This window comes from Bacillus sp. AK124 (assembly GCF_053903085.1).
This window is the reverse complement of record NZ_CP096378.1, coordinates 1060001-1082713: the sequence shown is the minus strand read 5'-3', so window position 1 is coordinate 1082713 and position 22713 is coordinate 1060001. Positions and strand designations below refer to the sequence as shown.

The following is a 22713-nucleotide window of genomic DNA, read 5'->3' as shown; positions in this document are numbered from 1 at the left end:
GACGAAAAAAGACCGGAAACATCCGGTCTTTTTCATTTAATCCATATTAAATCTTTTCTTGAACTGTTCGACCCTTCCGCCTCTTTCGTTGAATTTCTGTCTTCCGGTATAAAACGGATGGGTGTCTGAGCTTACCTCAACTTTTATAACGGGATACGTCTTGCCGTCTTCCCACTCGGCCGTCTCATCGGAAGTTTTAGTTGAGCGGCTTAAAAAACGGTACCCGCTGTTTACATCCTGAAAGATCACTTGATAAGTTTTCGGATGAATATTTGGTTTCATATGCCATTCCTCCTAACAAAACGTAATAATTACGTTTTATTATATACCTTTCATATGTTTGTGTCAAAAATGAATGTTCATTTGCCATGTTTTGATCACCTTATCCATTTTAACCGCTCACAGGAAGAATAATCTAAAAAAGGCGGTAAACAATAAAAAGCAAAATGGTGTAAATGAAAGGTGGTTTTCCGGATGAATGACTTGATTTTTGCAAGAAGCCTTTTCGGAACAACGATGGGGTTCCATATTATTTTCGCCTCGCTCGGTGTCGGAATTCCTTTAATGATTTTGCTGGCCGAGCTGATCTATCAAAGAACGAAAGATCCCCACTACGCCATTATGGCAAAAAGATGGACGAAGGCACAGGCCGTGTTGCTCGGGGTCGCCATACCGACCGGAACCATTGCCGGAACGCAGCTCGCCTTGCTTTGGCCGGGATTCATGGAAGTGATCGGGAAAGTCATGTCCCTCCCATTTCAAATTGAAATCTACGCTTTTTTTATTGAGGCATTATTTATGTCCATTTATGTTTACGCAGCCGATCGGCTGACTCCCCTTATGAGAATTACAGCTGTCATTTTTATCGTTATCGGAGCAGCCGCATCAGCCATCTTAATTACAAATGTGCACGCTTTCCAGGGAACGCCTGAAGGCTTCAAAATCGTGAACGGCGAAATTACAGATGTTCAGCCGTGGACGGCGTTCTTCAACAAAAGTTTTGTGGCTACAGCAGGACACGTTGTCGTCTCCGCTTTTATGACGGGCGCGTTTATTATTGCGACGATAGCCGCCTACAAAATGCTCCGAAACCGCGGTGATGAAAAAGTCTACGCCCTTCATAGAAAAGCGCTGCTGCTCGGGCTGATTGTCGGAGGAGCGTTTTCTCTGGTCACGGCTCTGAGCGGTCACGAATCCGCACAGCTTCTTCACCGCTACCAGCCTGAAAAACTGGCGGGCGCAGAAGGGCTTTTTGAAACTCAGTCCCACGCTCCACTTGCGATCGGCGGATTTACTGATGAAAAGACGCAATCGGTCAAATGGGCGATTGAGATTCCTTGGGCTTTAAGCTTTTTGGCCGACAACCGCTTTGACACCGTTGTAAAAGGACTGAATGACTTTCCAAGGGATGAGTGGCCTCCTCTGTTCATTCATACTTTGTTCAACGGCATGGTTTTTATCGGCAGCCTTTTGATTGTTTATGCCGCTATCGGTTTTATTTGGAGAAAAGTCATGAAAAAAGACCGCTTTCCCCGCTGGATGCTGGCCGTGTTTATAACCGGCGGCCCGCTCGCTTTGCTTGCAATCGAATTGGGCTGGGTGTTCGCTTGCACCGGAAGGCAGCCTTGGGTCATTTACCATATGCAGAAAACGTCCGAAGTAGTGACATCCTCCGGCTCGATCGGCATATTGTTTCTTTTGTTCTTTATCGTCTACATCATTTTAGGAGCAGCGGTGGTGTTCGTATTGCAATATTACTTTAAACGCCACCCTGTCGAAGAAGATTTAAAAAGCAGCTGAATGCACAAAAAAACAGAAGGGAAGTCATATGATGCAACTGGATGGAACAACAGATGCCCTGCTGGCTATTTCGATCGTCTGGGGATTTATATTTATCTACGCTGTGATGGCGTCAATGGATTTTGGAGCGGGATTTTGGTCGATGATCTATATGAATAAAAAACAGCTGAAAGCAACCAATATTGCAAACCGCTACCTTTCCCCGACCTGGGAAGTGACCAATGTTTTCATCGTCGGAATCGTCGTGGCCCTTTTCAGCTTTTTCCCGGGCGGCACTTTTGTGCTGGGAACGGTGCTTTTGCTTCCTGGCAGCATTATTTTATTGCTTTTGGCGATTCGAAGCGGATTTTTGGTCTTTTCGCACGCTGCAAAAGATTATGAAAGGGCGTTGACTTACGTTTCAGGGATCAGCGGCTTTATCATTCCGGCTGTTTTAATCCTTGTCTTGCCCGTGACACACGGCAACTTCGTATATCAGGTAGACGGAAACCACCAATTGGATTTTATTAATTTGTTTTTAAGCCCTCATGCCTATTCTTTTATGGGCTTTGCCATTTTCAGCACGCTGTTTCTGTCTTCATTGCTGCTGGCTGATTTTTCAAATGTAGCCGGAGAAAAAGACGCGTATCAGGTCTACCGCCGAAACGCTTTAATCACCGGCCCGCTCGCTTTGCTTATGTCATTCAGCATCATGATGACCATGAGGACGGAAGCCCGCTGGCTTTATACAAAAATGATGGACGGGCTTCCGTGGCTGATTTTATCGTTTTTGCTGTTTCTCGTCGCATTTGCGGCTTTGTTTCTGCCAAACAGACATAACAGCGACCGGCAGGGAAAGCCTCGCCTCGCCGTCATCGCCATTACGCTGCAGTATTTTACGGCGAGCTATGTGTACGGGAGAGCGCACCTTCCTTACATGGTCTATCCTGATGTCACGATTCAATCAGGCTTCACCGCGCCGGAGACATTCAGGGCGCTGTTCATCTCCTATATCGTCGGTTTTATTATTTTATTCCCCGGCTTTTATTATTTCTGGAAATTGTTCATGAAGGACAAGAGGTACATCAAACAGCATGAATAAGGTTAAGCTAAATGTGTACAACTTTTAAAGGGGGCCAAAATGATATGGAACAAAAAATACTGTGTGAAGTCAGCAACTGCACTTATTGGGGACAGGGAAACAAGTGCACAGCCGACGCCATTTATGTCGTCAGTCATGCTGAAGGTGAAAAAGCTTCTAATAGTGAAGAAACGGATTGTAAAACATTTAAACCTGAACATCATTAAAGCGGATGAATGAAGGAGGGACAGTCATGAATAAAGAGTCGCTGCTACAGGCTTTTTATCAGGAAATCCACGGGGCGGACGAAACCGCATTTCAAAAAGCCGCCTGCTCCTTCATGAACTTATGGGATTATGAATACGGCTGTCTGGACGGGCTGCCTGATCAAGCGGACCGGCTGATCGGACAGATCGTACACGAAGATTTGCTTTTGGGCGATTAAAGGAAAGGGCTGCTATTAAGGCAGCTCTTTTCATATTTTTAAAAAAACCGGCTTGAAAGCCGGTCCAAACGAGAAGGGAATAATGTACAGCTTTAATATACATGAGAAGCCTTCCATTTAACAAAGCTTGAAAATCTGGAAATCAGCGTTTAAAACAGCCTTTACTGTTTGAAAACATCTATTTTAGATGAATTCTCTCTTAAAACATGAGTATCCACTTCAAAGCCCATTCCCGGTTGGCTTGGAACCTGAATATAGCCGCCTTCGATGCGGATTTCCGGTTTTACGATATCCTCTTCCCAATACCTTGAGGATGAAGAAAGATCCCCGGGAATCAAAAACTGCGGAAGAGAACTCAGCGCAAGATTGTGTGCTCTTGAAATACCGGTTTCAAACATGCCGCCGCACCAGACAGGCATTTGATGTTCTTTGCAGATGTCATGGATTTTCAGAGCTTCTGTCAAACCGCCGACTCGGGACGGCTTAATATTGATAATTTTGCAGCTGCCGAGCTCGATTGCCTTTCGCGCATCATCAGCAGAACGGATGCTTTCGTCAAGACAAATTGATGTTTTGATATGTTTTTGCAGATGGCGGTGGTCTACGATATCATCATCCGCCAAAGGCTGTTCGATCATCATTAATTTAAATGCGTCAAGCTCTTTAATCCGGCTGATGTCTTTTAATTCATAAGAAGAGTTGGCATCCGCCATCAGCGGCACCTTCGGAAAATGCCGGCGTATTTCCTTTAAAAGCTCTATATCCTGCCCCGGCTGAATTTTGATTTTTATTCTTTGATAACCTTCTTTTACATATTGTTCAATTTCCTCAAGCATATCATCCAATGGAGCAAGACCGACGACGACCCCGGCAGGAACTTCTGTTTTTACTCCGCCCAGCGCCTCTCTTAAAGAGATCCCTTTTTTCCTGGCGTAAATGTCCCAAAAGGCGGCTTCAAGGCCGGCCTTTGCCATTCTGTTGCCTTTGAATCCGCGAAGCGTCTCGGGCACTTCTGAAGGGTGTGTGAATGATTCGCGCAGCACAGCCGGAATCAAAAAATCTTTTAGCATGTGGTAACATGTCTCCGTTGTTTCTTCTGTATACCACGGAGATGAAAAAGCGGATACTTCCCCCCAGCCTGTCACCCCTTCCCGGTCAGCAGCTTCTATGATGATAAACTTGCGATCCTGAAAGGTTTCCAAGCTTGATTTAAAAGGCTTTTTCAGCCGCATGCTGAGATGGTACAATGTCAGCTGTTTGATTTGAATCATGGCGCTCTCCTTCTACAATTGATGTCTCATCAGTTTATTCGAAGCATTTCTCGGCAGCTTGCCGACAAAATGAAAGGCTTTAGGCACTTTATAGGAAGCAAGCCGTTCTTTGCAAAAGTCGCTCAGCTCCTCTTCATCAACAGGGCTGGCGGCGACAAGATAGGCGTGGGGAACCTTTCCCCAAGTTTTGTCATCGACCCCTTTTACCCCCGCTTCCGCAACTTTGGGGTGTGACAGAAGAACGGCCTCGACTTCAGCCGGATAGATGTTTTCTCCCCCTGATATGATTAAGTCTGAACGCCTGTCCAGCACGTATAAAAATCCGTCAACGTCAAGATACCCGATATCACCGGTTTTAAACCAGCCATCATTGAATGAGGCTTTGTCTGCCGCCTCATTTTTTAAGTAGCCCTTCATAACGGTCGGCCCTTTTACGGTTATTTCTCCATGTTCTCCGGGTTGGCATTCCGTGCCGTTCTTTTCGATTTTAATGCTTGATGCAAACAGCGGCTTGCCGGCTGAACCGAGCTTTTCAATCGAGTATTCTGGGGCGAGGGTGGCAATCTGTGAGCACGTTTCAGTCATTCCGTATGACTGTACGACAGGCAGCCTCTTTCTTTTGCATTCCTCAAGGAGAGAAAGCGGAGCAGGCCCTCCGCCCAGTAACAGGCACCTTAATGATTCGGGGCGGCTGTCGACTTTTGCCGCAAGCCTTGACAGCATCGTCTGAACGACCGATGCAATCGTTACTTGATTGTCTTTGATCGAACGGAGAACTTCTTCCGCGTCAAACCTTTGATGTAAAACAACTGTCATTCCGTAAATGACCGATTTAAAAAGAGCCGATAAGCCGCTGATGTGGAAAAGCGGCAAGGCGATCAGCCAGCGATCGTGTTCTTGGAGCCCCAAATTCAAAGCGGATGAAACCGCGCTGAAATAATGGTTGGCAAATGTCTGCATAACCCCTTTCGGCCGTCCTGTCGTTCCGGACGTATACATAATTGTGGCTGCATCGTCCAAATGAATGCTCTCGATTTTCGTAACCGGAGGGGCGGCGGCGTTTTGAACGTCTTCAATGTCAACAGCGCGGGCCGGCTTGCCCTCTCTATGCTCTTCCAGGAAAGGCTGTTCTGTAAGCAATAGCTTTGCTTCCGAGTGTTCAATTTGATATGTTCGTTCGGCCATTGACAGCTTCGTATTCAGCAAAACGATGCGAACTCCGAGAATAAAACAGGCATGGACGGCGATAACCATCTCCAGCCGGTTGGTGAGAAGTACAGCTGTTGTATCCCCTTTCCTCAGACCAAAGCTCTTCAGCTGCCCGGCCGTTTTTTTTGCTTCATGAAATAATTGATTAAAAGTCAGCTTGTGATCCCCCTGAATCACAGCCATCCTGTCAGGAGTCAGCTCTGCTCGCTGTTTAAGCCAATTCGGATGGTCCATCAGCATATCATCATCTCCAAAAAATATCTTGAATGATAAAAGAAACAGCTCAGTCGCACTAAGCTGTTTCTCTCTTCCGTCTTTTAAGGAAAACGCGGGAACTGTCCGAAATCTGGACGGCGTTTTTCTTTAAACGCATCGCGGCCTTCTTTCGCTTCATCTGTTGTGTAATAAAGCAGTGTCGCATCTCCGGCAAACTGCTGGATGCCGGCAAGCCCGTCCGTGTCGGCATTAAAGGCCGCTTTAAGAAATCTGAGTGCTGTCGGGCTTTTCTCAAGCATTTCTTCACACCATTGAATCGTTTCTTCTTCAAGCTTTTCAAGCGGTACAACCGTATTGACAAGGCCCATTTCCTTAGCTTCCTGAGCGTTGTATTGACGGCACAGATACCAGATTTCACGCGCTTTTTTATGACCGACGATACGCGCCAGATAGCCTGATCCGTAGCCTGCATCAAAGCTGCCGACTTTCGGCCCTGTTTGTCCGAAAATTGCGTTGTCTGCAGCAATCGTCAAATCGCATACGATGTGGAGCACATGGCCGCCGCCAATCGCATAGCCTGACACCATCGCAACAACAGGCTTCGGAATGACGCGGATCAGCCGCTGAAGATCAAGAACGTTCAGACGTGGAATCTCGTCTTCGCCAACATAGCCGCCGTGTCCTCTTACCTTCTGGTCTCCTCCTGAACAAAACGCTTTATCGCCGGCCCCTGCAAGGATAATGACACCGATATTGGCATCATCCCGTGCATATGCAAACGCATCGATCAGTTCAGAAACCGTTTTTGGACGAAATGCGTTATGTACCTCAGGGCGATTGATCGTGATTTTGGCGATGCCGTTATATGTTTCATATAATACATCTTCGTATTGACGTTCGCTTTTCCATTCTACAGTCATAGATGTGTACCTCCTATTTTAAAATAAATTCACTTACTATTTTACCAAAAAAATCGGGCTCTTCCACATGAACCGCATGACCGGTATGTTCAACAATCTCGAGGCGGGCAGTTGGAATTCGCTTTGCCATGCTTTCATTGATCGCGATAAATTTCCGATCCAGGCTCCCCGCAATGAGAAGCACCGGATCATCGATTCCGCTCAATCTGTTCCACCAGGACGGCTGTGATCCGGTTCCCATTCCGATTAAGCTGCCTCGAAGCCCGACCGGATTGTTGTTCAGACGTTCTTCACGCACTTTTTTTCTTTTCGAAGGGTCCATTGACAGCTGGGATGCAAACAGCGGAATGCCTTCCCAATAATCTACGAAAGACTCGATTCCTTCTTCAAGTATCCGTCTGCTGAGCCGGCTGTCCTGCTCCCTGCGCATTTTTCTTTCTTCCGGCGAATCAAGCCCCGGAGAACTGCTTTCCAGCACAAGACCGGACACACGCTCCGGATGAATCATCGCCACTGATAAGGCAAGCCGGCCGCCCATTGAATAACCGATGAGGTAAGCCTGTTTCACATTTAACTGATCAAAAATCTCGATCAGATCGGCTGCCTGCTTCTCTGTTGTGTAGCGGCTGCTGTCTGCCGGCGAGTCTGTTCCGCCGTGTCCGAGCAGGTTCAGCTTGATCAGACGCAGCCCCTGAAAATAGCCGTCTATCCCGTCCCATGTTGCCGCACTTCCTGTAAAGCCATGCAAAAACACCGCCGTTTTTTCCGCAGACAGGCCATTGTCTTCTATTTTATAGGAAACGCCGTCTTTCAGTGTTAATTTCAAAACGGCCACTCTTTTCTTATTTCATACATTGCGGAATCAAGCATTCGGCGATGCTGCTCTACACGATCATCGCGCTTCGTTTTCACCTCAATGATATCCAAGCCGCGGCGGTTGACGGAGGACAAATACGCATCGGCAAAATGAGCGGATGACTCAGGGCATACATAGCGTCCCCCATACAGCTTGGCGGCATGCTCGAATTCGAGCCCCGTCGGCGTTCCGAACAAGAGCTCGAAGTACCTTTCTTCAGCAGATTGGGGAAGAAATGAGAAAATGCCGCCGCCGTCATTGTTGACGAGAACGACAGTCAGCGGAATGTCGAGCGTTTTGCTGACAAGAAGGCCGTTTAAATCGTGATAAAAAGACAGATCGCCGATGACAAGAGTTACCGGTTCTTTCGTTGCGGCATATATGCCCAGCGCAGTCGAGACAACGCCGTCAATCCCGTTTGCCCCTCTATTGGCGAAAATCCGGAATGATCGCTCCTGATTTTCAAAAAATGTATCCGCATCGCGGATCGGCATGCTGTTTCCGACAAACAGGGAACTGTTTTCCGGAATCAAATGCTGCAGGTTCCGGTAGATATTTCCTTCAAAGGTAAGATCCTCAGCTTCAAGATTTCTTAAAAGAGCTCGGAAGCGGCTGTTGGCAAACCGCCATTTCTCCAGCCAGCTGTCTGATCTTTTTTCTGAATGGACAGCGGAAGCCACAGCAGCCGCAATCTCTTCTTCCGCGCAATGCAGCATATGTGCACTGAGCTGAGTCGGATCGCGCCACCCTCCATCTGGGTCAACAACGATTTGCCTGATGCTCGGATTTTGCTTTAGCAGCTGAAAAAGCGGCTTTGAAACCGGCATCGCGCCGAAGCGGATGACTAGCTCAGGCATGAGCTCCCGTTTCAGCTGTTCTTCTTTCAATAATGAATCGTATCCATCGATGATGGTTTCTTTTGAATGGCTGCCGTTTCTCAAGTTTGAAAGCGGGTCAGCCAAAATCGGATATCCCGCTGCCTGAGAGAGAGATACAATATGTGCTTTGGCGTTATCATCTTGCAGCTCTCCGCAGACGATCATGCCTTTTTCCGTCTCTTTGATCAGAGCGCTCAGCGCTTCAAGCTGATGCCGGTCAGCACGAAAGCGGCCGCTTTCAACCGCCACATGACTGCCGTTTCTCAACCTTTGAAACGGTTCATCCTCAAGGTTCGGCATGAGCGGCTCTCTCAGCGGAAAGTTGATATGCACGGGTCCGCGCGGCGCTTTTTTGGCTTCTCCGGCTGCGCGTGCTGCCAAAGAACGGATGTACGCCAGCATTTCGGGATGACTGTCAGGCAAAGCCGAGTCTGTGAAAAACTTAACAAAGTTTCCGAATAAGAATTGCTGATCAATCGCCTGAGGTGCTCCTACTTCTCTCAGTTCATGCGGCCGATCAGCCGTTAAGATGATAAGCGGTATTCTTGAATAATGAGCTTCGATCACAGCCGGGTAGAAATTCGCCGCAGCTGTTCCGGATGTACAGATCAATGCGACAGGCTTCCGCATAGCTTTTGCCATGCCCATTGCAAAAAACGCAGCGGATCTTTCATCCACATGAATATGAACATTGATGTCCGGATGACTCGCGGCCAAAATCGCAAGGGGCGTCGATCTTGATCCCGGGCAGATAACCGCTTCTGTCACGCCTGCAAGAGAAAGCTCATCAATAAAATTCCCTATATATTTTGTAATTGGATTTTCAGTCAACGGATATCGCCTCCAAGTGCAGACAGCATCGGCTTCATCTTAATTTGCGTTTCTTCGTATTCCATATGAGGATCGGAATCAGCCACAACCCCGCAGCCGGCAAAAATTCTGGCCTCTTTTGAATCGATAAGTCCTGACCTGATCGCCACCGCAAATTCCCCATTGCCGGACATGTCGATCCAGCCCGCCGGTGCCGCATACCAGCCCCTTGACATCGGCTCCAACACTCTGATGACCTCAATCGCTTTTTGCTGAGGCGCTCCTCCAAGTGCAGGAGTTGGATGAAGCTTCTCGATTAAATCAAAAAGCGAGGACTCCGCATTCATTTTGCCGACAATCGGCGTATACAAATGCTGCACATTTTTTGTTTTGTATAGTCCCGGCTTGGCCGGCTTTTTGATATTGCTGCAATTTGACAATAGCGCCTGATGGATCATATTGACGACAATGTCGTGTTCGATAAGGTTTTTTTCATCGTTTAACAGCTCAAGACCGAGCATCCGGTCCTCCTGCTCACTTTCGCCTCTCTTGATTGAACCGGCAAGGCAGGTCGACAGCACGTTGTCTCCGTCTTTTTTGACCAGTCGTTCAGGTGACGCGCCGACAAAACTTTTGCCGTTTTCTTCAATAGCGAATATATAGCTCGTTTTTTGTTCAGACATCAGATTGAATAATACTCTGTGAAGTTCGACTGGCTGGTCGAACGTTAAAAGGATCTCTCTGGCGAGCACAACTTTATCGTACTTCCCGTTTTTAATGTCGTCAGTCGCCCGCCGGACCGCTTCAAGCCATTCAGGAACATCAAGCTCCTCCTTGGCGGTAAATCGCGCATGACCGTTTTCGGGATAACGGGAAGCGTCCGCCTTGATCAGCTGTGAAGCAGCGCCCTTTATTTCTTCAAGTACTTTGCGCACATCCTCTTCAGGAGCCTTCCATCTATTGACCGTAATGAACGTTTCCTCTCCGTCCTGTGTCAGCATAGCGGTAGGAATAAAAAAAGCGCCTTCCTGGTAGCCGTTCCAATGCTGCTTGCGATCTTCCAGCGGATCAAATGAAAAACCGCCAAACAGCAATGGCCCCACCGCTGCCTGACTCGTGCATTGATCTTCGTGGAAGTGAAAGGTTTTCTCTTTTAAGCGCTCCCATTTTTCATGTACAGCCTGATAACGTCCGGCATCCTTCAGGTCTGTGGAAACCGAAATTTCCTTTCCCAATCCGACAAGCGTCAGTCCGCCGTCAGGATCAGACCAGAAGAACCGTTTCCCGGCAAATTGTTCTTCCCCATTTATGAAAAAGGAAAGAGCATCTATGCTCTCAATTTTTCTGGAATAACTTATTAAAACAGCATGGTTGACTTTTTTGACGATGTTTAATGCTTCAGGCGCTTCCCTTAGGAAAGTGCGCTGCACTGTTGTCACCATGATACATTCCTCCAAAATCCGTAAAATGCTTTTATAACCATACACCTGTGAACGGTATGTGTCAACAAAACGACACTTTATTAACAACTGCCCTTACCTATTATAAACGTAATCGGCCGATTGAAAAAGACAAGGTCATTTAATATTTTTGAATTGCTGGACGGCCGCTTTTTTTCTAACAATATCACCCATTATATTGACACCTTTTTTAACTTTTTCTAAACTTAGTATGGACGTGTACGTATTAAAACTAAAGGAGTCATACTATATGCAGCATCAATCACTTTCAGGGAGTGTTTCTGAAATAAAGCCGGAAAAATGGCGCGTATGGTGGATGTTAACAAGACCCCATACACTGACAGCAGCCTTTGTCCCTGTAACGCTCGGGACCGTAATGTCCCTTGAATCGGGAAAAATTGATATCTGGCTGTTTTTAGCTATGCTGGCCGCATCAATATTAATTCAAATCGGAACGAACTTATTCAATGAGTATTTTGATTTTGTACGAGGACTTGATAATGAAAACTCGGTCGGCATCGGCGGTGCTATCGTCCGCTATGGAATGAAGCCAAAGACGGTATTATACCTGGCATACGGACTTTTTGGAGCAGCCGTTTTACTCGGCCTGTACATCTGCGCTTCTTCAAGCTGGTGGCTTGCGTTGATCGGATTGGTATGCATGGCCGTCGGCTATCTTTATACGGGCGGACCGTTTCCAATCTCCTATACGCCGTTCGGTGAAATTATGTCGGGCGTTTTTATGGGAATGGTCATCATTCTGATTTCATATTATATTCAGACTGGCGGGCTGACTTGGAACGTCTTTCTGATCTCCCTTCCGATTACGATTTTAGTCGGAGGCATCAATCTTTCCAATAATATCCGCGATATGGTCGGAGATAAAGAAAACGGAAGGAAGACGCTGCCGATTTTGGCTGGAAGAAAAAATGCCGTACAGATTTTGAGCTGGGTTTTTGCTGTTTCCTATATATTGATCGGTATATACATCGGCTTTGAGATCGTTTCTCTGTGGAGCTGTATTGTTCTATTAAGCCTGCCGAAACCGATTAAAGCCATCCAGGAGTTCAAGGAAAAAGAAAAACCGGCGGATCTGATGGTCGCCATGAAATCAACGGCGCAGACAAACACCTTTTTCGGCCTTTTGCTCGCCATTGCCCTGCTCATTCAGTATATTTTTTAAAAAAGGAGCCTTTATGGCTCTTTTTTTTGCTTTTATTTACAAGAAAGTTCTGTTTGAATTCGTTCATACTAAAAACGCGAGCACTTTAAAGAAACGAGGCGATGCATGTGCTAACAAAAGAACAGTTGACAAAACTCGAAAATGAACTGAAAGCCGGGAAAGAACAGATCGTCAGCCGCTTTAAAGAAAACGGACATTTTGGCATCGATGTGACGCATCCGTTCAACTCGACGGGCGATCTTTCGGCTTATGACAACCATCCAGGAGATGAAGGTACAGAACTGTACGAACGCGAAAAAGATCTTGCTCTTTTTGAACATGAAAGAGAGCATTTGCACGATATCGAACATGCTCTGGCTTTGATCGAAAAAGGAACATACGGCCGCTGTGAGGTATGCGGAAAGGATATCCCGTATGAAAGGCTGTCCGTACTGCCAACCGCAACGACATGCAGCGAACATTCGTCAACCGTCTCCGTTTCAAAAGACCGTCCGATTGAAGAAGAAGTGCTGAACCCCCCGTTCGGACATTTTGAAAAAGACGAAGACGACGAAAACGTCGCATACGATTCAGAAGACGCTTACCAGGACGTCGAACGCTACGGCAATTCTGAAACACCTCAGGATCTGGCCGTTCCGCCGCTTTCATACAGGCAGATGTACATGGAATATGAAGAGCCGCTCGGATATGTCGAAGATTACGAAAACTATGCCGCAACAGACATTACCGGAAAAGAAGTAACCGTCTACCCGACGAAAGAACACGAAAAATATGAAGACCTTCTTGATGAAGAAGGCATCATGACCTCTTTCGGTGATCTCCCGGCTTATGAAAAGGATCCTTATACTGAAGAAGACTAAGCCCCGCGGGTCAGGGGCTTAGCGTTTTTAAATTCGGCGGTGATACGGCTCAATTTTCCAAATGTCTTCCGCATACTCCCTGATCGTGCGGTCACTTGAAAAATATCCGGCATGCGCGATGTTTGTGACGGCTTTTTCGGCCCAAAAACGCTTATTCAAGTAGTCTTTTTGAATCCGTTCCTGCGCTTCAATATAAGAAGCAAAATCTTTTAAAACAAAGTATTCATCATTATAAGCGATCAGCGAGTCATAAATCGGCTCAAATTCGCCGGCTTCCCCTTCGAAAAAACCATTGATCAGCTGATCGGCCGTTTGTCTGATCCTTGCATCATGCTGATAGTATTCCCTTGACAGATAGCCGCCTTTTTCAGTGTAGTTCAGCACTTCATCCGCCTTTAAACCGAACGTGTAAATACACTCTGGCCCCACCCTCTCAAGCATTTCAATATTGGCGCCGTCATGCGTGCCGATCGTCAAAGCCCCATTGATCATGAACTTCATGTTTCCTGTACCGGAGGCTTCTTTGCTTGCCGCAGATATTTGCTCGCTGACATCTGACGCCGGAAAGATACGCTCGGCGGTTGATACCCGGTAATTTTCCAGAAAGATGACATTGATCGATTGTCTGACATCCGGATCATGATTGATTTTATCTGCGACTGAATGGATCAGCTTGATCACCTTTTTGGCATAATGATAAGTCGGCGATGCTTTTGCCCCGAAAATAAATGTTTGCGGATAAATGGCAAAGCCTTTGTCTTCCTTCAGCCTGTTGTACAAATACATGATATGGAGCACATTTAAAAGCTGGCGCTTATAAGCGTGGAGACGCTTGACTTGAACATCGAAGATGCTGTCAGGATTAATGGCGAATCCGATGCTGCCTTTCATCATGTCTGCCAAAAGCTGCTTTCGTTCCCTTTTGATGCGCTGAAATGCTTCAAGAAACGCGGAATCGTGCACAAACGGACGAAGATCCAAGAGGCTTTCCGGTTCTTTCAGCCACCTGTCTCCTATCGCTTCAGTTATCAGGTTCGCCAGCGGCGGATTTGCCTTTAACAGCCACCTTCTATGTGAGATGCCATTCGTTTTATTATTGAATTTAAAAGGGAATACAGAATAAAAGTCGTTCATTTCCCGCTCTTTTAATATGGTTGAATGAATGTTGGCTACGCCGTTAACACTGTAGCTTCCGACGATCGCCAGATGGGCCATTTTCACTTCGCCGTGGGCGATGACGGCTAGCTTTTCGATCCTTCCCCATTCACCCGGGTATTTTTCCCACAGCCAGCCGCAAAACTGCTCATTGATCTCCTCAATGATCATAAAAATTCTCGGCAGAAGCGGTTGAATTAAATCGATCCTCCATTTTTCCAGCGCTTCGGCAAGCGTCGTATGATTCGTATATGAAATCGTATGTACGGTAACATGCCACGCTTCATCCCACGTCATTTTTTCTTCATCAAGCAAAATTCTCATCAATTCCGGCACAGCCAGAGCGGGGTGGGTGTCATTGATATGGATCGCAACTTTTTGATGAAAATCATGGAGTGACGGGTGATTTTTCTTATAGCATTTCACAATGCTTTGCAGGCTTGCCGATACTAAAAAATATTGCTGTTTCAAACGGAGAATCTTGCCTTCGTCATGCGTGTCATCCGGATACAGGCATTCAGATACAGCTTCTGTCTCGCGCTTATACTTCAAAATATTCGGTTCATGATGGAGCGAGCAAGGCTCCGCATTCCACAGCCGGAGGGTATTGACCGTCTCGGTCTCATAGCCGATGATCGGAATGTCGTAAGGCACGGCTGTCATCACTTCCGCTTCTTCCTGCCAAAAGCGGAGGCGCCCTCCTTCCTGCGCCATCTTGACCCGCCCGCCGAAACGAACACAAACAGCCTGATCGGCGTTGCGGATTTCCCAGACGTACCCATGTTTGAGCCATTGTTCAGGCAGTTCGACTTGATGACCGTCAACGATTTTTTGTTCGAAAAAGCCATGCTTGTAGCGAATCCCCATCCCATGCCCGGGAAGGTCGAGCGAAGCCAGTGAATCCAAAAAGCACGCCGCGAGCCTGCCCAATCCGCCATTGCCAAGGCCTGCATCCATTTCGGCCTCTTCGATGTCTTCAAGACAAATGCCAAGCTCGGAAAGACCTTCTTGGACAACTTCACGGACGCCGAGGTTGAGCAGGTTTTGGCCGAGCAGTCTGCCCAGAAGAAATTCAATCGATAAATAATAGGTCTGTTTATTTTGGTTGGAGCGGCTCCTTTCATTGGTCCTGATCCAGTTTGCGCTGATATGTTCCCTGACCATGATGCCGAGCGTCTGATACTGGTCAAGCGTAGAAGAGTCCCGAAAGCTTTTTCCGCACAACCGTTCAAGACGCTTCAAAAAGCATTGTTTAAAGCCTTCTTTACACGAGAACATGGCGCTTCCCCCTTTATCTCCCGGCTGTATAACTGCTGATACTGACGGGCTGACAAAGCCCAGCTGACATCATGTGTCATGGCTTTTTGAACGATGCTGCCCCATTCTTCTTTCCGGTGATATATAGACAGTGCTCTTTTAATCGTATACTTCATATCATGGGCGTTAAAATGGGCGAACGTAAAACCGTTGCCTTCACCGTTTGTTTCCTGGTAAGCGGTCACTGTATCGTGAAGCCCGCCTGTTTCCCTGACAACCGGAACCGCTCCGTATCTAAGGGCAATCAGCTGCCCAAGACCGCACGGCTCGAATTTTGAAGGCATCAGGAAAAGATCGCTGCCGGCATAAATCTTGCGGCTGAGCGGTTCATGAAAACCGATATACGCCTTGCACCGCTCCGGAAAAGCCTGCTCCATATAGCGAAAATAATTTTCATATTCCGCTTCTCCGGTTCCTAAAACGAGCAGCTGCATGTCTTCTTCTTGAAACAGTTCGTGCAATACCCGCTTGATCAAATCGATGCCTTTTTGCTTCGTCAGCCTTGTCACCATGCTGATGAGCGGAATGTCTTCATTCACCGGCAGACCGAATGTCTTCTGGATCACAGCTTTATTTTTCCGTTTTCCGTCACGGTTGACGGCATCGTAATGATAATCGATGTGAGGATCATTTAAAGGGTCGTACAGCTCATCATCAATCCCGTTTAAAATGCCGGTCAGCACATCCTTCTTGTCTGCCAGCACCCCTTCAAGCCGCTCGCCGTAGTATGGAGTCAAAATTTCATTGCTGTACGTCGGACTGACCGTTGTCACCTGATCAGCGGCAATAATGCCGCCTTTCATATAATTGATGTGTCCATAAAACTCGAGCTTTTCCGTTGTGAAGTGGGAAATGTCAAGGCCGAGCAAGTCATGGACCGCTTCCTTCGGAAAAATTCCCTGAAATTGAAGGTTATGAATGGTGAATACGCTTTTCATGCGCTGATAGAACGGTTTTTTTTGATATTCCTCTTTTAATAAATAATTGATCATCCCTGCGTGCCAATCATGGGTATGGATGACATCAGCATCAAAATTCAGCGCGTATAATGCTTCCAAAACGGCCCGCGAGAAAAAAGCAAACCGTTCTCCATCATCATAATGGCCGTAGAGGGAATCCCGGTTAAAATAATACTCATGATCTAGAAAATAATAAGAAATTCCGTCATGTTCAAGGTGTTCAATGCCGCAAAACTGCCTGCGCCACCCGACGCGAACTTCGCATTCAGCCGTTTTAACCATCCTTCTTCTGAAATCTTCCGCAATCAAGCTGTATTTCGGCATCATGACAGCCGTTTCTATTCCTAAAAGGGCGAGTTCTTTCGGGAGCGCACCGGCGACATCGGCGAGCCCGCCTGATTTAACAAACGGCACACATTCAGAGACAGCGAATAAGACTTTCAAGAGTTCATCAGCGCTCCTTGTACGGCTCCTTTTTTTATGATGAAAGGGAGGCTCATAGTGCCGGACATTTCGATATGATGGCCGATTTTGACATCCTTGTCGCAAATGACGTGCTCCAGCCGGCAGTTTTCTCCAATCCTTGTTTTTTGCATAATCACGCTGTTTTTAATGATCGTTCCTTTTCCTACGTGAACTCCTCTGAACAAGACCGAATTCTCAACTTCACCTTCGATGACGCAGCCGTTAGCGATAATCGATTGCTTTACCCTGCTGTTTTTAGCGTATTTTACAGGAGGATCGTTTTTTATTTTTGTGTAGACAGGCTGGCCCATATGAAAGATTTGCTCCCGAAACACGGGCTGAATGAGGTTCAAACTATGAAAGAGATAGCTTTCCGGGGAATCGATCACGGCGGTATACCCCGAATGCTCATAGCTGTTGACGGATAGCGAACCACGCTCTTTCCGGCAGACTTCCTCAAAAGATTGCGCTCCTCCGGCGCAATGCCCTTCAACCATCTCTCTCAACAGACTTTTTTTCGTGACATACAAACCTAAAGGTTTTCCTTCTTGACAAACTTCAGTCAGATCACACCCGGATTCAAGGTGCTGTTTGAGCACTTCTTGAAAAGGAATGTGGCAGACCGTATAGCTGTTTGCCACAGCAGCATATGGCTGAGTACTTCTTTGAAAATAATCGAGATGCTCGGCAAATTGCCGAAACGAACCAAGCCCGACATGCTCGTCATGGGGAATCGAAGACGGAAGAAAGAAAAGACCGTCCCTTTTCCTGTTTAAATCCCACTCTTTTCCCGATCCTAAATGATCCATCAAGGAACGGTACGGAGACTTGGAAAATACAGCGACACTCCGAATGCCTGCATGAACCATTCCTGACAATGCAAAATCGATCAGCCGGTACCTTCCTGCAAATGGAACGGCTCCGATCGAACGTCCGGCCGTTAAATCCTGAAGAGAGTGCTGGTTGACAGCTGCATCAATAATTCCCAGCATTTGTTTATTCATTGGCACCATCCGCCTCTCCGTGTTGTTTAAACAACCTTATGTTTTTTGACATATTCCTCTGTGATCAGCAGGACTTCGCCATCTTCCGCCTTCGCGTGAAAACCGTCCGGAATTCGAATTCCTGCCGATACAATAGCATTTTCGATCTCAACATGCTCTCCAATAGAAACGTCATGCATCACGACTGAACGTTTGATTGCGGAATGTCTGCCGATTGCAACGCGCTGAAAGATAACCGAACGGGTGACAGCCCCATATACGGCGCACCCTTCGCTAATGAGCGATTCTTTGATGTCCGCCTGCTCGGCAACAAACTGCGGCGGTAGGTTCGGAGCGACGGAATAAATCCGCCAGTTCCGTTCGAACAGGTCAAGTGGAGGATGATCTCCAAGCAGATCCATATTAGCTTCCCATAAACTTCTGACCGTACCGACATCCTTCCAGTACCCTTTAAACGGATAAGCGTTCAGCTGCTTCTTTTCCTCGAGAAGAGCCGGTATGATATCTTTACCGAAATCGTGGCTTGAGCCGGATTTTTTTTCATCGCGTTCAAGCGCCTCTTCAAGCACGCTCCATTTGAAAACGTAGACACCCATCGATGCCAAGTTGCTCTTCGGGTATTTCGGCTTTTCCTCAAAGCTTGTAATCTCCATCTTGTCATTCGTATGAAGGATACCGAAACGGCCGGCTTCTGCCCAGCTCACTTCGATGACGGCAATGGTGGCGTCAGCCTGTTTCTCCACGTGGTATTCGAGCATTTTTCCGTAATCCATTTTGTAGATATGATCTCCTGATAGGATGAGTACATGTTCAGGCTGAAGCTCTTTTAAAAAATGGCGGTTTTCATAAATCGCGCTTGCCGTTCCTTTGTACCACTTCACTTCTGACGCTTCTGCATAAGGGGACAAAATGGAGACCCCGCCGTCATTGCGGTCAAGATCCCATGGCTCGCCGATGCCGATATATGAGTTTAATAAAAGCGGTTGGTATTGAGTCAGCACACCGACATGATGAATTCCCGAGTTGGCGCAGTTGCTGAGGGCAAAATCGATGATTCTGTACTTGCCGCCAAATGGAACGGCCGGTTTTGCGAGGTTTTTCGTTAAGGCATTCAGCCTGCTTCCCTTGCCGCCAGCCAAAAGCATAGCCACACATTGTTCTTTCATCCCTTTTTCGCTCCTCTCTTTTTGACTGCTCTGAAAACCGCAGCTCCCAGCGGAGGGACTGTCATGCTGATGCTGTATGGTTTGCCATGCAGAACGCCTGCTTTTGCTTGAAGGCGTTTCGGGTTGATTTGGTGTGAACCTCCGTATTTTGCATCATCGCTGTTAAGCACTTCGATATATCCGGTTTGAAAAGGGACGCCGACCTGATATTCGTGATAAACGGAAGGCGTAAAATTGCAGACGATAATCAACGCTTCACCGGGCTGTTTTCCATAGCGGATAAACGATACAATCGACTGTTCCGCATTGTTGACGTCAATCCACTCGAATCCTTGCTGCCGATGATCATTTTCATACAGAATACGGCTTTTTTTGTAGAGGTGAAGAGCCTCCTTTGTAAACATCCGGGCCTTGCGGTGCATGTCAAAATCGTCCAAGAACCAATCGAGCTCTTCTTCGTCTTTCCATTCATCAAATTGAGCAAACTCACCGCCCATAAAGAGAAGTTTTTTTCCCGGGTGCAGCGTAAAATAACTGATCAGCAGGCGGTACTGGGCGAATTTCTGCCAGTAATCGCCGGGCATCTTATGAAGCAGAGACTTTTTGCCGTATACCACTTCATCATGGGAGAACGGCAGGATGTAATTTTCTGAGTAGGCATACATTAAGGAGAATGAAACAAGATGATGCAGGTGTTTTCTTTGTTCTGGGGAAGCTTCCATATAGGTTAATACATCGTTCATCCAACCCATATTCCACTTATAATTAAACCCGAGACCGCCTGCATAGGTCGGATGCGTCACAAGCGGCCAGTCTGTGGAGTCCTCAGCAATCATTAAAAAGTGGGGATCTTTTGCAAAAACCTGTTCATTTAAAGTTTGAATAAATTCGACGGCAAAGCCGTTCGCTTCAGCCTGAGGACGGTTTGGCCAATACAGGAGGTTTGCAACTGCATCGACTCGAAATCCATCTATGTGATACATCTCGATCCAATACAACGCATTCGAGATTAAAAAACTGCGAACTTCTCGTTTTCCGAGGTCAAAATTGGCGGTCCCCCATTCCCAATTTTCCCTGTCATGCTCATGTGAATATTCATACAGCGGCATACCGTCAAACAAATACAAGCCGTGGTCATCTTTGCAGAAATGGCCGGGAACCCAATCCATAATGACGCCGATTTCATGCTGATGGCACTGGTCGATAAAATACATCAAGTCATGCGGTTCGCCATATCTGCTCGTCGGACTGTAGTACCCCGTTGTCTGATAGCCCCATGAACGGTCAAACGGGTGCTCTGTCAACGGCATCAGCTCGATATGTGTGAATCCGTGTTCTTTAACGTAAGGAATGACTGTTTCGCTCAGTTCCCGGTATGTGAAAAAACGCCCATCCGCTTTCTTTTTCCACGAACCGACATGAAGCTCGTAGATGGAAATCGGTTTTTCATATACGTTTTTTTGTTTCTTTTTCTTTTGCCACTTTCGGTCGCCCCATGGGTATCCGGCCAATTGATAAGTGATCGATGCCGTTTTCGGCCTGACTTCAGAAAAAAAAGCATAGGGATCGGCCTTCAATTTTGTTTCATTTGCGGCTGTGATCATTTCATATTTATACAGCTCCCCTTCTCCGATGCCGGGGATAAACAGTTCCCATATGCCTTCCTGATGACGCTTCTCCATTTGATGCCGGGCACCGGACCAGCCGTTAAACGTTCCGGCGATTCGAACTTCCTTCGCATGAGGGGCCCAAACACAGAAGCGAAAACCTTGGCGACCGTCCTGTTCCATTTGATGAGCGCCGAAAAATCTGTAGCATTCATAAAGCCGACCGTCATGAAAGAGATGCGCTTTAATATCCGAGGCACTCACACCAGCCATTGATTTCATCCTTTCTGCCACTATATTTAAAGATTACTCTTTTATTCGCATAATATGGCTTGATCCCTTTCATGAAAGCGCTTCTTTTTATTGACAAAGTTCAACAATATCCTTTTTGAACATTGACTGAAGTCATACAGGCATAAAAAAACTCCGCATCATAATGATGCAGAGTTTAACATGATGACCCGTACGGGATTCGAACCCGTGTTACCGCCGTGAAAGGGCGGTGTCTTAACCACTTGACCAACGGGCCTTATTAAAAAAATGGCGGAGAAGGAGGGATTTGAACCCTCGCGCCGCTTACGCGACCTACACCCTTAGCAGGGGCGCCTCTTCAGCCACTTGAGTACTTCTCCATGGCTCCGCAGGCAGGATTCGAACCTGCGACCGATCGGTTAACAGCCGATAGCTCTACCACTGAGCTACTGCGGAATATCATGGTGGGCCTGAATGGACTCGAACCATCGACCTCACGCTTATCAGGCGTGCGCTCTAACCAGCTGAGCTACAGGCCCATGATATGCAAATGGAGCGGGTGATGGGAATCGAACCCACGACATCAGCTTGGAAGGCTGAGGTTTTACCACTAAACTACACCCGCATTTCGCATGGGGCGGTTGATGGGAATCGAACCCACGAATGCCAGAGCCACAATCTGGTGCGTTAACCACTTCGCCACAACCGCCGCAATATATAAAATTGTAAAATGGTGGCTCGGGACGGAATCGAACCGCCGACACACGGATTTTCAGTCCGTTGCTCTACCAACTGAGCTACCGAGCCTTTATTAAATGGCGGTCCGGACGGGACTCGAACCCGCGACCTCCTGCGTGACAGGCAGGCATTCTAACCAACTGAACTACCGGACCATTTTGGCAATGAATTTAAATTTGGTTGCGGGGGCAGGATTTGAACCTGCGACCTTCGGGTTATGAGCCCGACGAGCTACCGAACTGCTCCACCCCGCGATGATCAAAACAATAATAGATATATGGCGGAGGAAGAGGGATTCGAACCCCCGCGGGCTTTGACACCCCTGTCGGTTTTCAAGACCGATCCCTTCAGCCAGACTTGGGTATTCCTCCGTAACAATGGTGGACCTTGTAGGACTCGAACCTACGACCGGACGGTTATGAGCCGTCTGCTCTAACCAACTGAGCTAAAGGTCCTTTAATAGCGGCGGAGGGAATCGAACCCCCGACCTCACGGGTATGAACCGTACGCTCTAGCCAGCTGAGCTACACCGCCATGGTGAATATTAAAGATAACAAAGTGGAGCCTAGCGGGATCGAACCGCTGACCTCCTGCGTGCAAAGCAGGCGCTCTCCCAGCTGAGCTAAGGCCCCAAATAATGGTCGGGAAGACAGGATTCGAACCTGCGACCCCATGGTCCCAAACCATGTGCTCTACCAAGCTGAGCTACTTCCCGTTATATAATGGCGCGCCCGAGAGGAGTCGAACCCCTAACCTTTTGATCCGTAGTCAAACGCTCTATCCAATTGAGCTACGGGCGCATAGATGATCAAGCGGAAGACGGGATTCGAACCCGCGACCCCCACCTTGGCAAGGTGGTGTTCTACCACTGAACTACTTCCGCAAAATAGATTGGCAATGCGGATGAAGGGACTTGAACCCCCACGTCTTTAAAAGACACTAGAGCCTGATTCTAGCGCGTCTGCCAATTCCGCCACATCCGCATGAAAATGGTGAGCCATGAAGGACTCGAACCTTCGACCCTCTGATTAAAAGTCAGATGCTCTACCAACTGAGCTAATGGCTCCAATACTGCAATGAAA

At 47.3% G+C, this 22713-nt stretch carries 18 protein-coding genes and 18 tRNA genes; 6 read left to right on the top strand and 30 right to left on the bottom strand.

The features are described 5' to 3' along the window. Nucleotides 1-36: 36 nt before the first annotated feature. Nucleotides 37-282: a type B 50S ribosomal protein L31 gene (locus tag M1E06_RS05430; RefSeq protein ID WP_003184624.1), complete on the bottom strand. Its 246-nt coding sequence runs from the start codon at nucleotides 280-282 to the stop codon at nucleotides 37-39. A gap of 192 nt (nucleotides 283-474) precedes the next feature. On the opposite strand from M1E06_RS05430, the gene M1E06_RS05425 reads away from it, so the two are divergent. The 4 genes from M1E06_RS05425 to M1E06_RS05410 are packed head-to-tail and all read left to right on the top strand — an operon-like array spanning nucleotide 475 to nucleotide 3305. Continuing rightward, nucleotides 475-1800: a cytochrome ubiquinol oxidase subunit I gene (locus M1E06_RS05425; RefSeq protein WP_020452687.1), complete on the top strand. Its 1326-nt coding sequence runs from the start codon at nucleotides 475-477 to the stop codon at nucleotides 1798-1800. Nucleotides 1801-1837: 37 nt separating this feature from the next. After that, nucleotides 1838-2881 carry a cytochrome d ubiquinol oxidase subunit II gene (locus M1E06_RS05420; protein ID WP_025810962.1) on the top strand — a complete coding sequence of 348 codons (1044 nt, stop codon included), beginning with the start codon at nucleotides 1838-1840 and terminating at the stop codon, nucleotides 2879-2881. Nucleotides 2882-2925: 44 nt separating this feature from the next. After that, nucleotides 2926-3087 carry a DUF1540 domain-containing protein gene (locus M1E06_RS05415; protein ID WP_020452689.1) on the top strand — a complete coding sequence of 54 codons (162 nt, stop codon included), beginning with the start codon at nucleotides 2926-2928 and terminating at the stop codon, nucleotides 3085-3087. A gap of 26 nt (nucleotides 3088-3113) precedes the next feature. After that, entirely contained in the window at nucleotides 3114-3305 is a 192-nt protein-coding gene (locus M1E06_RS05410) for a hypothetical protein (RefSeq protein ID WP_020452690.1), read from the top strand. 161 nt (nucleotides 3306-3466) lie between these two features. Here M1E06_RS05410 and menC read toward each other — a convergent pair whose 3' ends face one another. From menC to M1E06_RS05380, 6 genes are all read right to left on the bottom strand, one after another. After that, nucleotides 3467-4576 (bottom strand): o-succinylbenzoate synthase, encoded by a 1110-nt coding sequence (menC, locus tag M1E06_RS05405; protein ID WP_128823578.1) that lies wholly within the window; start codon nucleotides 4574-4576, stop codon nucleotides 3467-3469. A gap of 12 nt (nucleotides 4577-4588) precedes the next feature. Continuing rightward, nucleotides 4589-6025, bottom strand: coding sequence for an o-succinylbenzoate--CoA ligase (locus M1E06_RS05400; protein WP_145608112.1), 1437 nt, complete (start codon nucleotides 6023-6025; stop codon nucleotides 4589-4591). A 77-nt stretch (nucleotides 6026-6102) separates the two neighbouring features. Beyond that, nucleotides 6103-6921, bottom strand: coding sequence for a 1,4-dihydroxy-2-naphthoyl-CoA synthase (gene menB, locus M1E06_RS05395; protein WP_020452693.1), 819 nt, complete (start codon nucleotides 6919-6921; stop codon nucleotides 6103-6105). Nucleotides 6922-6934: 13 nt separating this feature from the next. Next, nucleotides 6935-7756 carry a 2-succinyl-6-hydroxy-2,4-cyclohexadiene-1-carboxylate synthase gene (gene menH, locus M1E06_RS05390; RefSeq protein ID WP_025810960.1) on the bottom strand — a complete coding sequence of 274 codons (822 nt, stop codon included), beginning with the start codon at nucleotides 7754-7756 and terminating at the stop codon, nucleotides 6935-6937. Continuing rightward, complete coding sequence (menD, locus tag M1E06_RS05385; RefSeq protein WP_020452695.1) at nucleotides 7744-9486, bottom strand: 2-succinyl-5-enolpyruvyl-6-hydroxy-3-cyclohexene-1-carboxylic-acid synthase; 1743 nt, start codon at nucleotides 9484-9486, stop codon at nucleotides 7744-7746. Before menD ends, menH begins: the two co-directional genes overlap by 13 nt. Further along, a complete protein-coding gene (locus tag M1E06_RS05380) occupies nucleotides 9483-10907 on the bottom strand; it encodes an isochorismate synthase (protein ID WP_023855811.1) in 1425 nt (474 codons plus the stop codon). Before M1E06_RS05380 ends, menD begins: the two co-directional genes overlap by 4 nt. 268 nt (nucleotides 10908-11175) lie before the next feature. Between M1E06_RS05380 and M1E06_RS05375 the strand changes: the two genes are divergently transcribed. Further along, nucleotides 11176-12108, top strand: coding sequence for a 1,4-dihydroxy-2-naphthoate polyprenyltransferase (locus M1E06_RS05375; RefSeq protein ID WP_020452697.1), 933 nt, complete (start codon nucleotides 11176-11178; stop codon nucleotides 12106-12108). A gap of 107 nt (nucleotides 12109-12215) precedes the next feature. Beyond that, nucleotides 12216-12968, top strand: a complete 753-nt coding sequence (locus M1E06_RS05370) for a TraR/DksA C4-type zinc finger protein (protein WP_216904374.1) — start codon at nucleotides 12216-12218, stop codon at nucleotides 12966-12968. A 27-nt stretch (nucleotides 12969-12995) separates the two neighbouring features. Here the strand turns inward: M1E06_RS05370 and M1E06_RS05365 are convergent, their stop codons facing one another. The 23 genes from M1E06_RS05365 to M1E06_RS05255 all read right to left on the bottom strand — a co-directional run bounded on the left by M1E06_RS05365 (nucleotide 12996) and on the right by M1E06_RS05255 (nucleotide 22697). Beyond that, nucleotides 12996-15401, bottom strand: coding sequence for a glycogen/starch/alpha-glucan phosphorylase (locus M1E06_RS05365; protein ID WP_216904372.1), 2406 nt, complete (start codon nucleotides 15399-15401; stop codon nucleotides 12996-12998). After that, nucleotides 15362-16843: a glycogen synthase GlgA gene (gene glgA, locus M1E06_RS05360; protein WP_020452700.1), complete on the bottom strand. Its 1482-nt coding sequence runs from the start codon at nucleotides 16841-16843 to the stop codon at nucleotides 15362-15364. The genes M1E06_RS05365 and glgA overlap by 40 nt, the downstream gene beginning before the upstream one ends. Beyond that, nucleotides 16840-17868, bottom strand: a complete 1029-nt coding sequence (locus tag M1E06_RS05355) for a GlgC family sugar phosphate nucleotidyltransferase (protein WP_025810959.1) — start codon at nucleotides 17866-17868, stop codon at nucleotides 16840-16842. The genes glgA and M1E06_RS05355 overlap by 4 nt, the downstream gene beginning before the upstream one ends. Before the next feature lie 26 nt (nucleotides 17869-17894). Continuing rightward, the gene (locus M1E06_RS05350) at nucleotides 17895-19034 is read right to left on the bottom strand and encodes a glucose-1-phosphate adenylyltransferase (protein ID WP_020452702.1); all 1140 of its coding nucleotides are present in this window, start codon (nucleotides 19032-19034) and stop codon (nucleotides 17895-17897) included. After that, nucleotides 19031-20914, bottom strand: a complete 1884-nt coding sequence (gene glgB, locus M1E06_RS05345; RefSeq protein WP_020452703.1) for a 1,4-alpha-glucan branching enzyme — start codon at nucleotides 20912-20914, stop codon at nucleotides 19031-19033. The genes M1E06_RS05350 and glgB overlap by 4 nt, the downstream gene beginning before the upstream one ends. A 184-nt stretch (nucleotides 20915-21098) precedes the next feature. After that, nucleotides 21099-21170 (bottom strand) — tRNA-Glu (locus M1E06_RS05340). Nucleotides 21171-21182: 12 nt separating this feature from the next. Beyond that, nucleotides 21183-21273: transfer RNA gene (locus tag M1E06_RS05335), tRNA-Ser, on the bottom strand. Nucleotide 21274: 1 nt separating this feature from the next. After that, a tRNA-Asn gene (locus M1E06_RS05330) sits at nucleotides 21275-21349 on the bottom strand. Nucleotides 21350-21355: 6 nt separating this feature from the next. Next, nucleotides 21356-21432: transfer RNA gene (locus M1E06_RS05325), tRNA-Ile, on the bottom strand. A 12-nt stretch (nucleotides 21433-21444) separates the two neighbouring features. Continuing rightward, nucleotides 21445-21518, bottom strand: a tRNA-Gly gene (locus M1E06_RS05320). 8 nt (nucleotides 21519-21526) lie between these two features. Next, nucleotides 21527-21602, bottom strand: a tRNA-His gene (locus tag M1E06_RS05315). 22 nt (nucleotides 21603-21624) lie between these two features. Then, nucleotides 21625-21700: transfer RNA gene (locus tag M1E06_RS05310), tRNA-Phe, on the bottom strand. Nucleotides 21701-21709: 9 nt separating this feature from the next. Next, nucleotides 21710-21786 (bottom strand) — tRNA-Asp (locus M1E06_RS05305). Nucleotides 21787-21808: 22 nt separating this feature from the next. Further along, nucleotides 21809-21885 (bottom strand) — tRNA-Met (locus M1E06_RS05300). Between the two features lie 24 nt (nucleotides 21886-21909). Beyond that, a tRNA-Ser gene (locus tag M1E06_RS05295) sits at nucleotides 21910-22002 on the bottom strand. A 7-nt stretch (nucleotides 22003-22009) separates the two neighbouring features. Continuing rightward, nucleotides 22010-22086: transfer RNA gene (locus M1E06_RS05290), tRNA-Ile, on the bottom strand. A 5-nt stretch (nucleotides 22087-22091) separates the two neighbouring features. After that, nucleotides 22092-22165, bottom strand: a tRNA-Met gene (locus M1E06_RS05285). A gap of 25 nt (nucleotides 22166-22190) precedes the next feature. Beyond that, nucleotides 22191-22263: transfer RNA gene (locus M1E06_RS05280), tRNA-Ala, on the bottom strand. 6 nt (nucleotides 22264-22269) lie between these two features. Continuing rightward, nucleotides 22270-22346, bottom strand: a tRNA-Pro gene (locus M1E06_RS05275). Nucleotides 22347-22354: 8 nt separating this feature from the next. Continuing rightward, nucleotides 22355-22431, bottom strand: a tRNA-Arg gene (locus tag M1E06_RS05270). Between the two features lie 11 nt (nucleotides 22432-22442). After that, a tRNA-Gly gene (locus M1E06_RS05265) sits at nucleotides 22443-22514 on the bottom strand. Nucleotides 22515-22529: 15 nt separating this feature from the next. Continuing rightward, nucleotides 22530-22614 (bottom strand) — tRNA-Leu (locus tag M1E06_RS05260). Nucleotides 22615-22621: 7 nt separating this feature from the next. Beyond that, nucleotides 22622-22697 (bottom strand) — tRNA-Lys (locus M1E06_RS05255). Nucleotides 22698-22713 lie beyond the last annotated feature (16 nt).

Coding starts and splice junctions, on each gene's coding strand:
- M1E06_RS05415 (WP_020452689.1), top strand. CDS start 2,926: ATGGAACAAAAAATACTGTGTGAAGTCAGCAACTGCACTTATTGGGGA.
- menC (WP_128823578.1), bottom strand. CDS start 4,576: ATGATTCAAATCAAACAGCTGACATTGTACCATCTCAGCATGCGGCTG.
- glgB (WP_020452703.1), bottom strand. CDS start 20,914: ATGGCTGGTGTGAGTGCCTCGGATATTAAAGCGCATCTCTTTCATGAC.
- M1E06_RS05430 (WP_003184624.1), bottom strand. CDS start 282: ATGAAACCAAATATTCATCCGAAAACTTATCAAGTGATCTTTCAGGAT.
- M1E06_RS05400 (WP_145608112.1), bottom strand. CDS start 6,025: ATGCTGATGGACCATCCGAATTGGCTTAAACAGCGAGCAGAGCTGACT.
- M1E06_RS05365 (WP_216904372.1), bottom strand. CDS start 15,401: ATGTTCTCGTGTAAAGAAGGCTTTAAACAATGCTTTTTGAAGCGTCTT.
- M1E06_RS05355 (WP_025810959.1), bottom strand. CDS start 17,868: ATGAATAAACAAATGCTGGGAATTATTGATGCAGCTGTCAACCAGCAC.
- M1E06_RS05350 (WP_020452702.1), bottom strand. CDS start 19,034: ATGAAAGAACAATGTGTGGCTATGCTTTTGGCTGGCGGCAAGGGAAGC.
- M1E06_RS05375 (WP_020452697.1), top strand. CDS start 11,176: ATGCAGCATCAATCACTTTCAGGGAGTGTTTCTGAAATAAAGCCGGAA.
- M1E06_RS05410 (WP_020452690.1), top strand. CDS start 3,114: ATGAATAAAGAGTCGCTGCTACAGGCTTTTTATCAGGAAATCCACGGG.
- M1E06_RS05380 (WP_023855811.1), bottom strand. CDS start 10,907: ATGGTGACAACAGTGCAGCGCACTTTCCTAAGGGAAGCGCCTGAAGCA.
- menB (WP_020452693.1), bottom strand. CDS start 6,921: ATGACTGTAGAATGGAAAAGCGAACGTCAATACGAAGATGTATTATAT.
- M1E06_RS05425 (WP_020452687.1), top strand. CDS start 475: ATGAATGACTTGATTTTTGCAAGAAGCCTTTTCGGAACAACGATGGGG.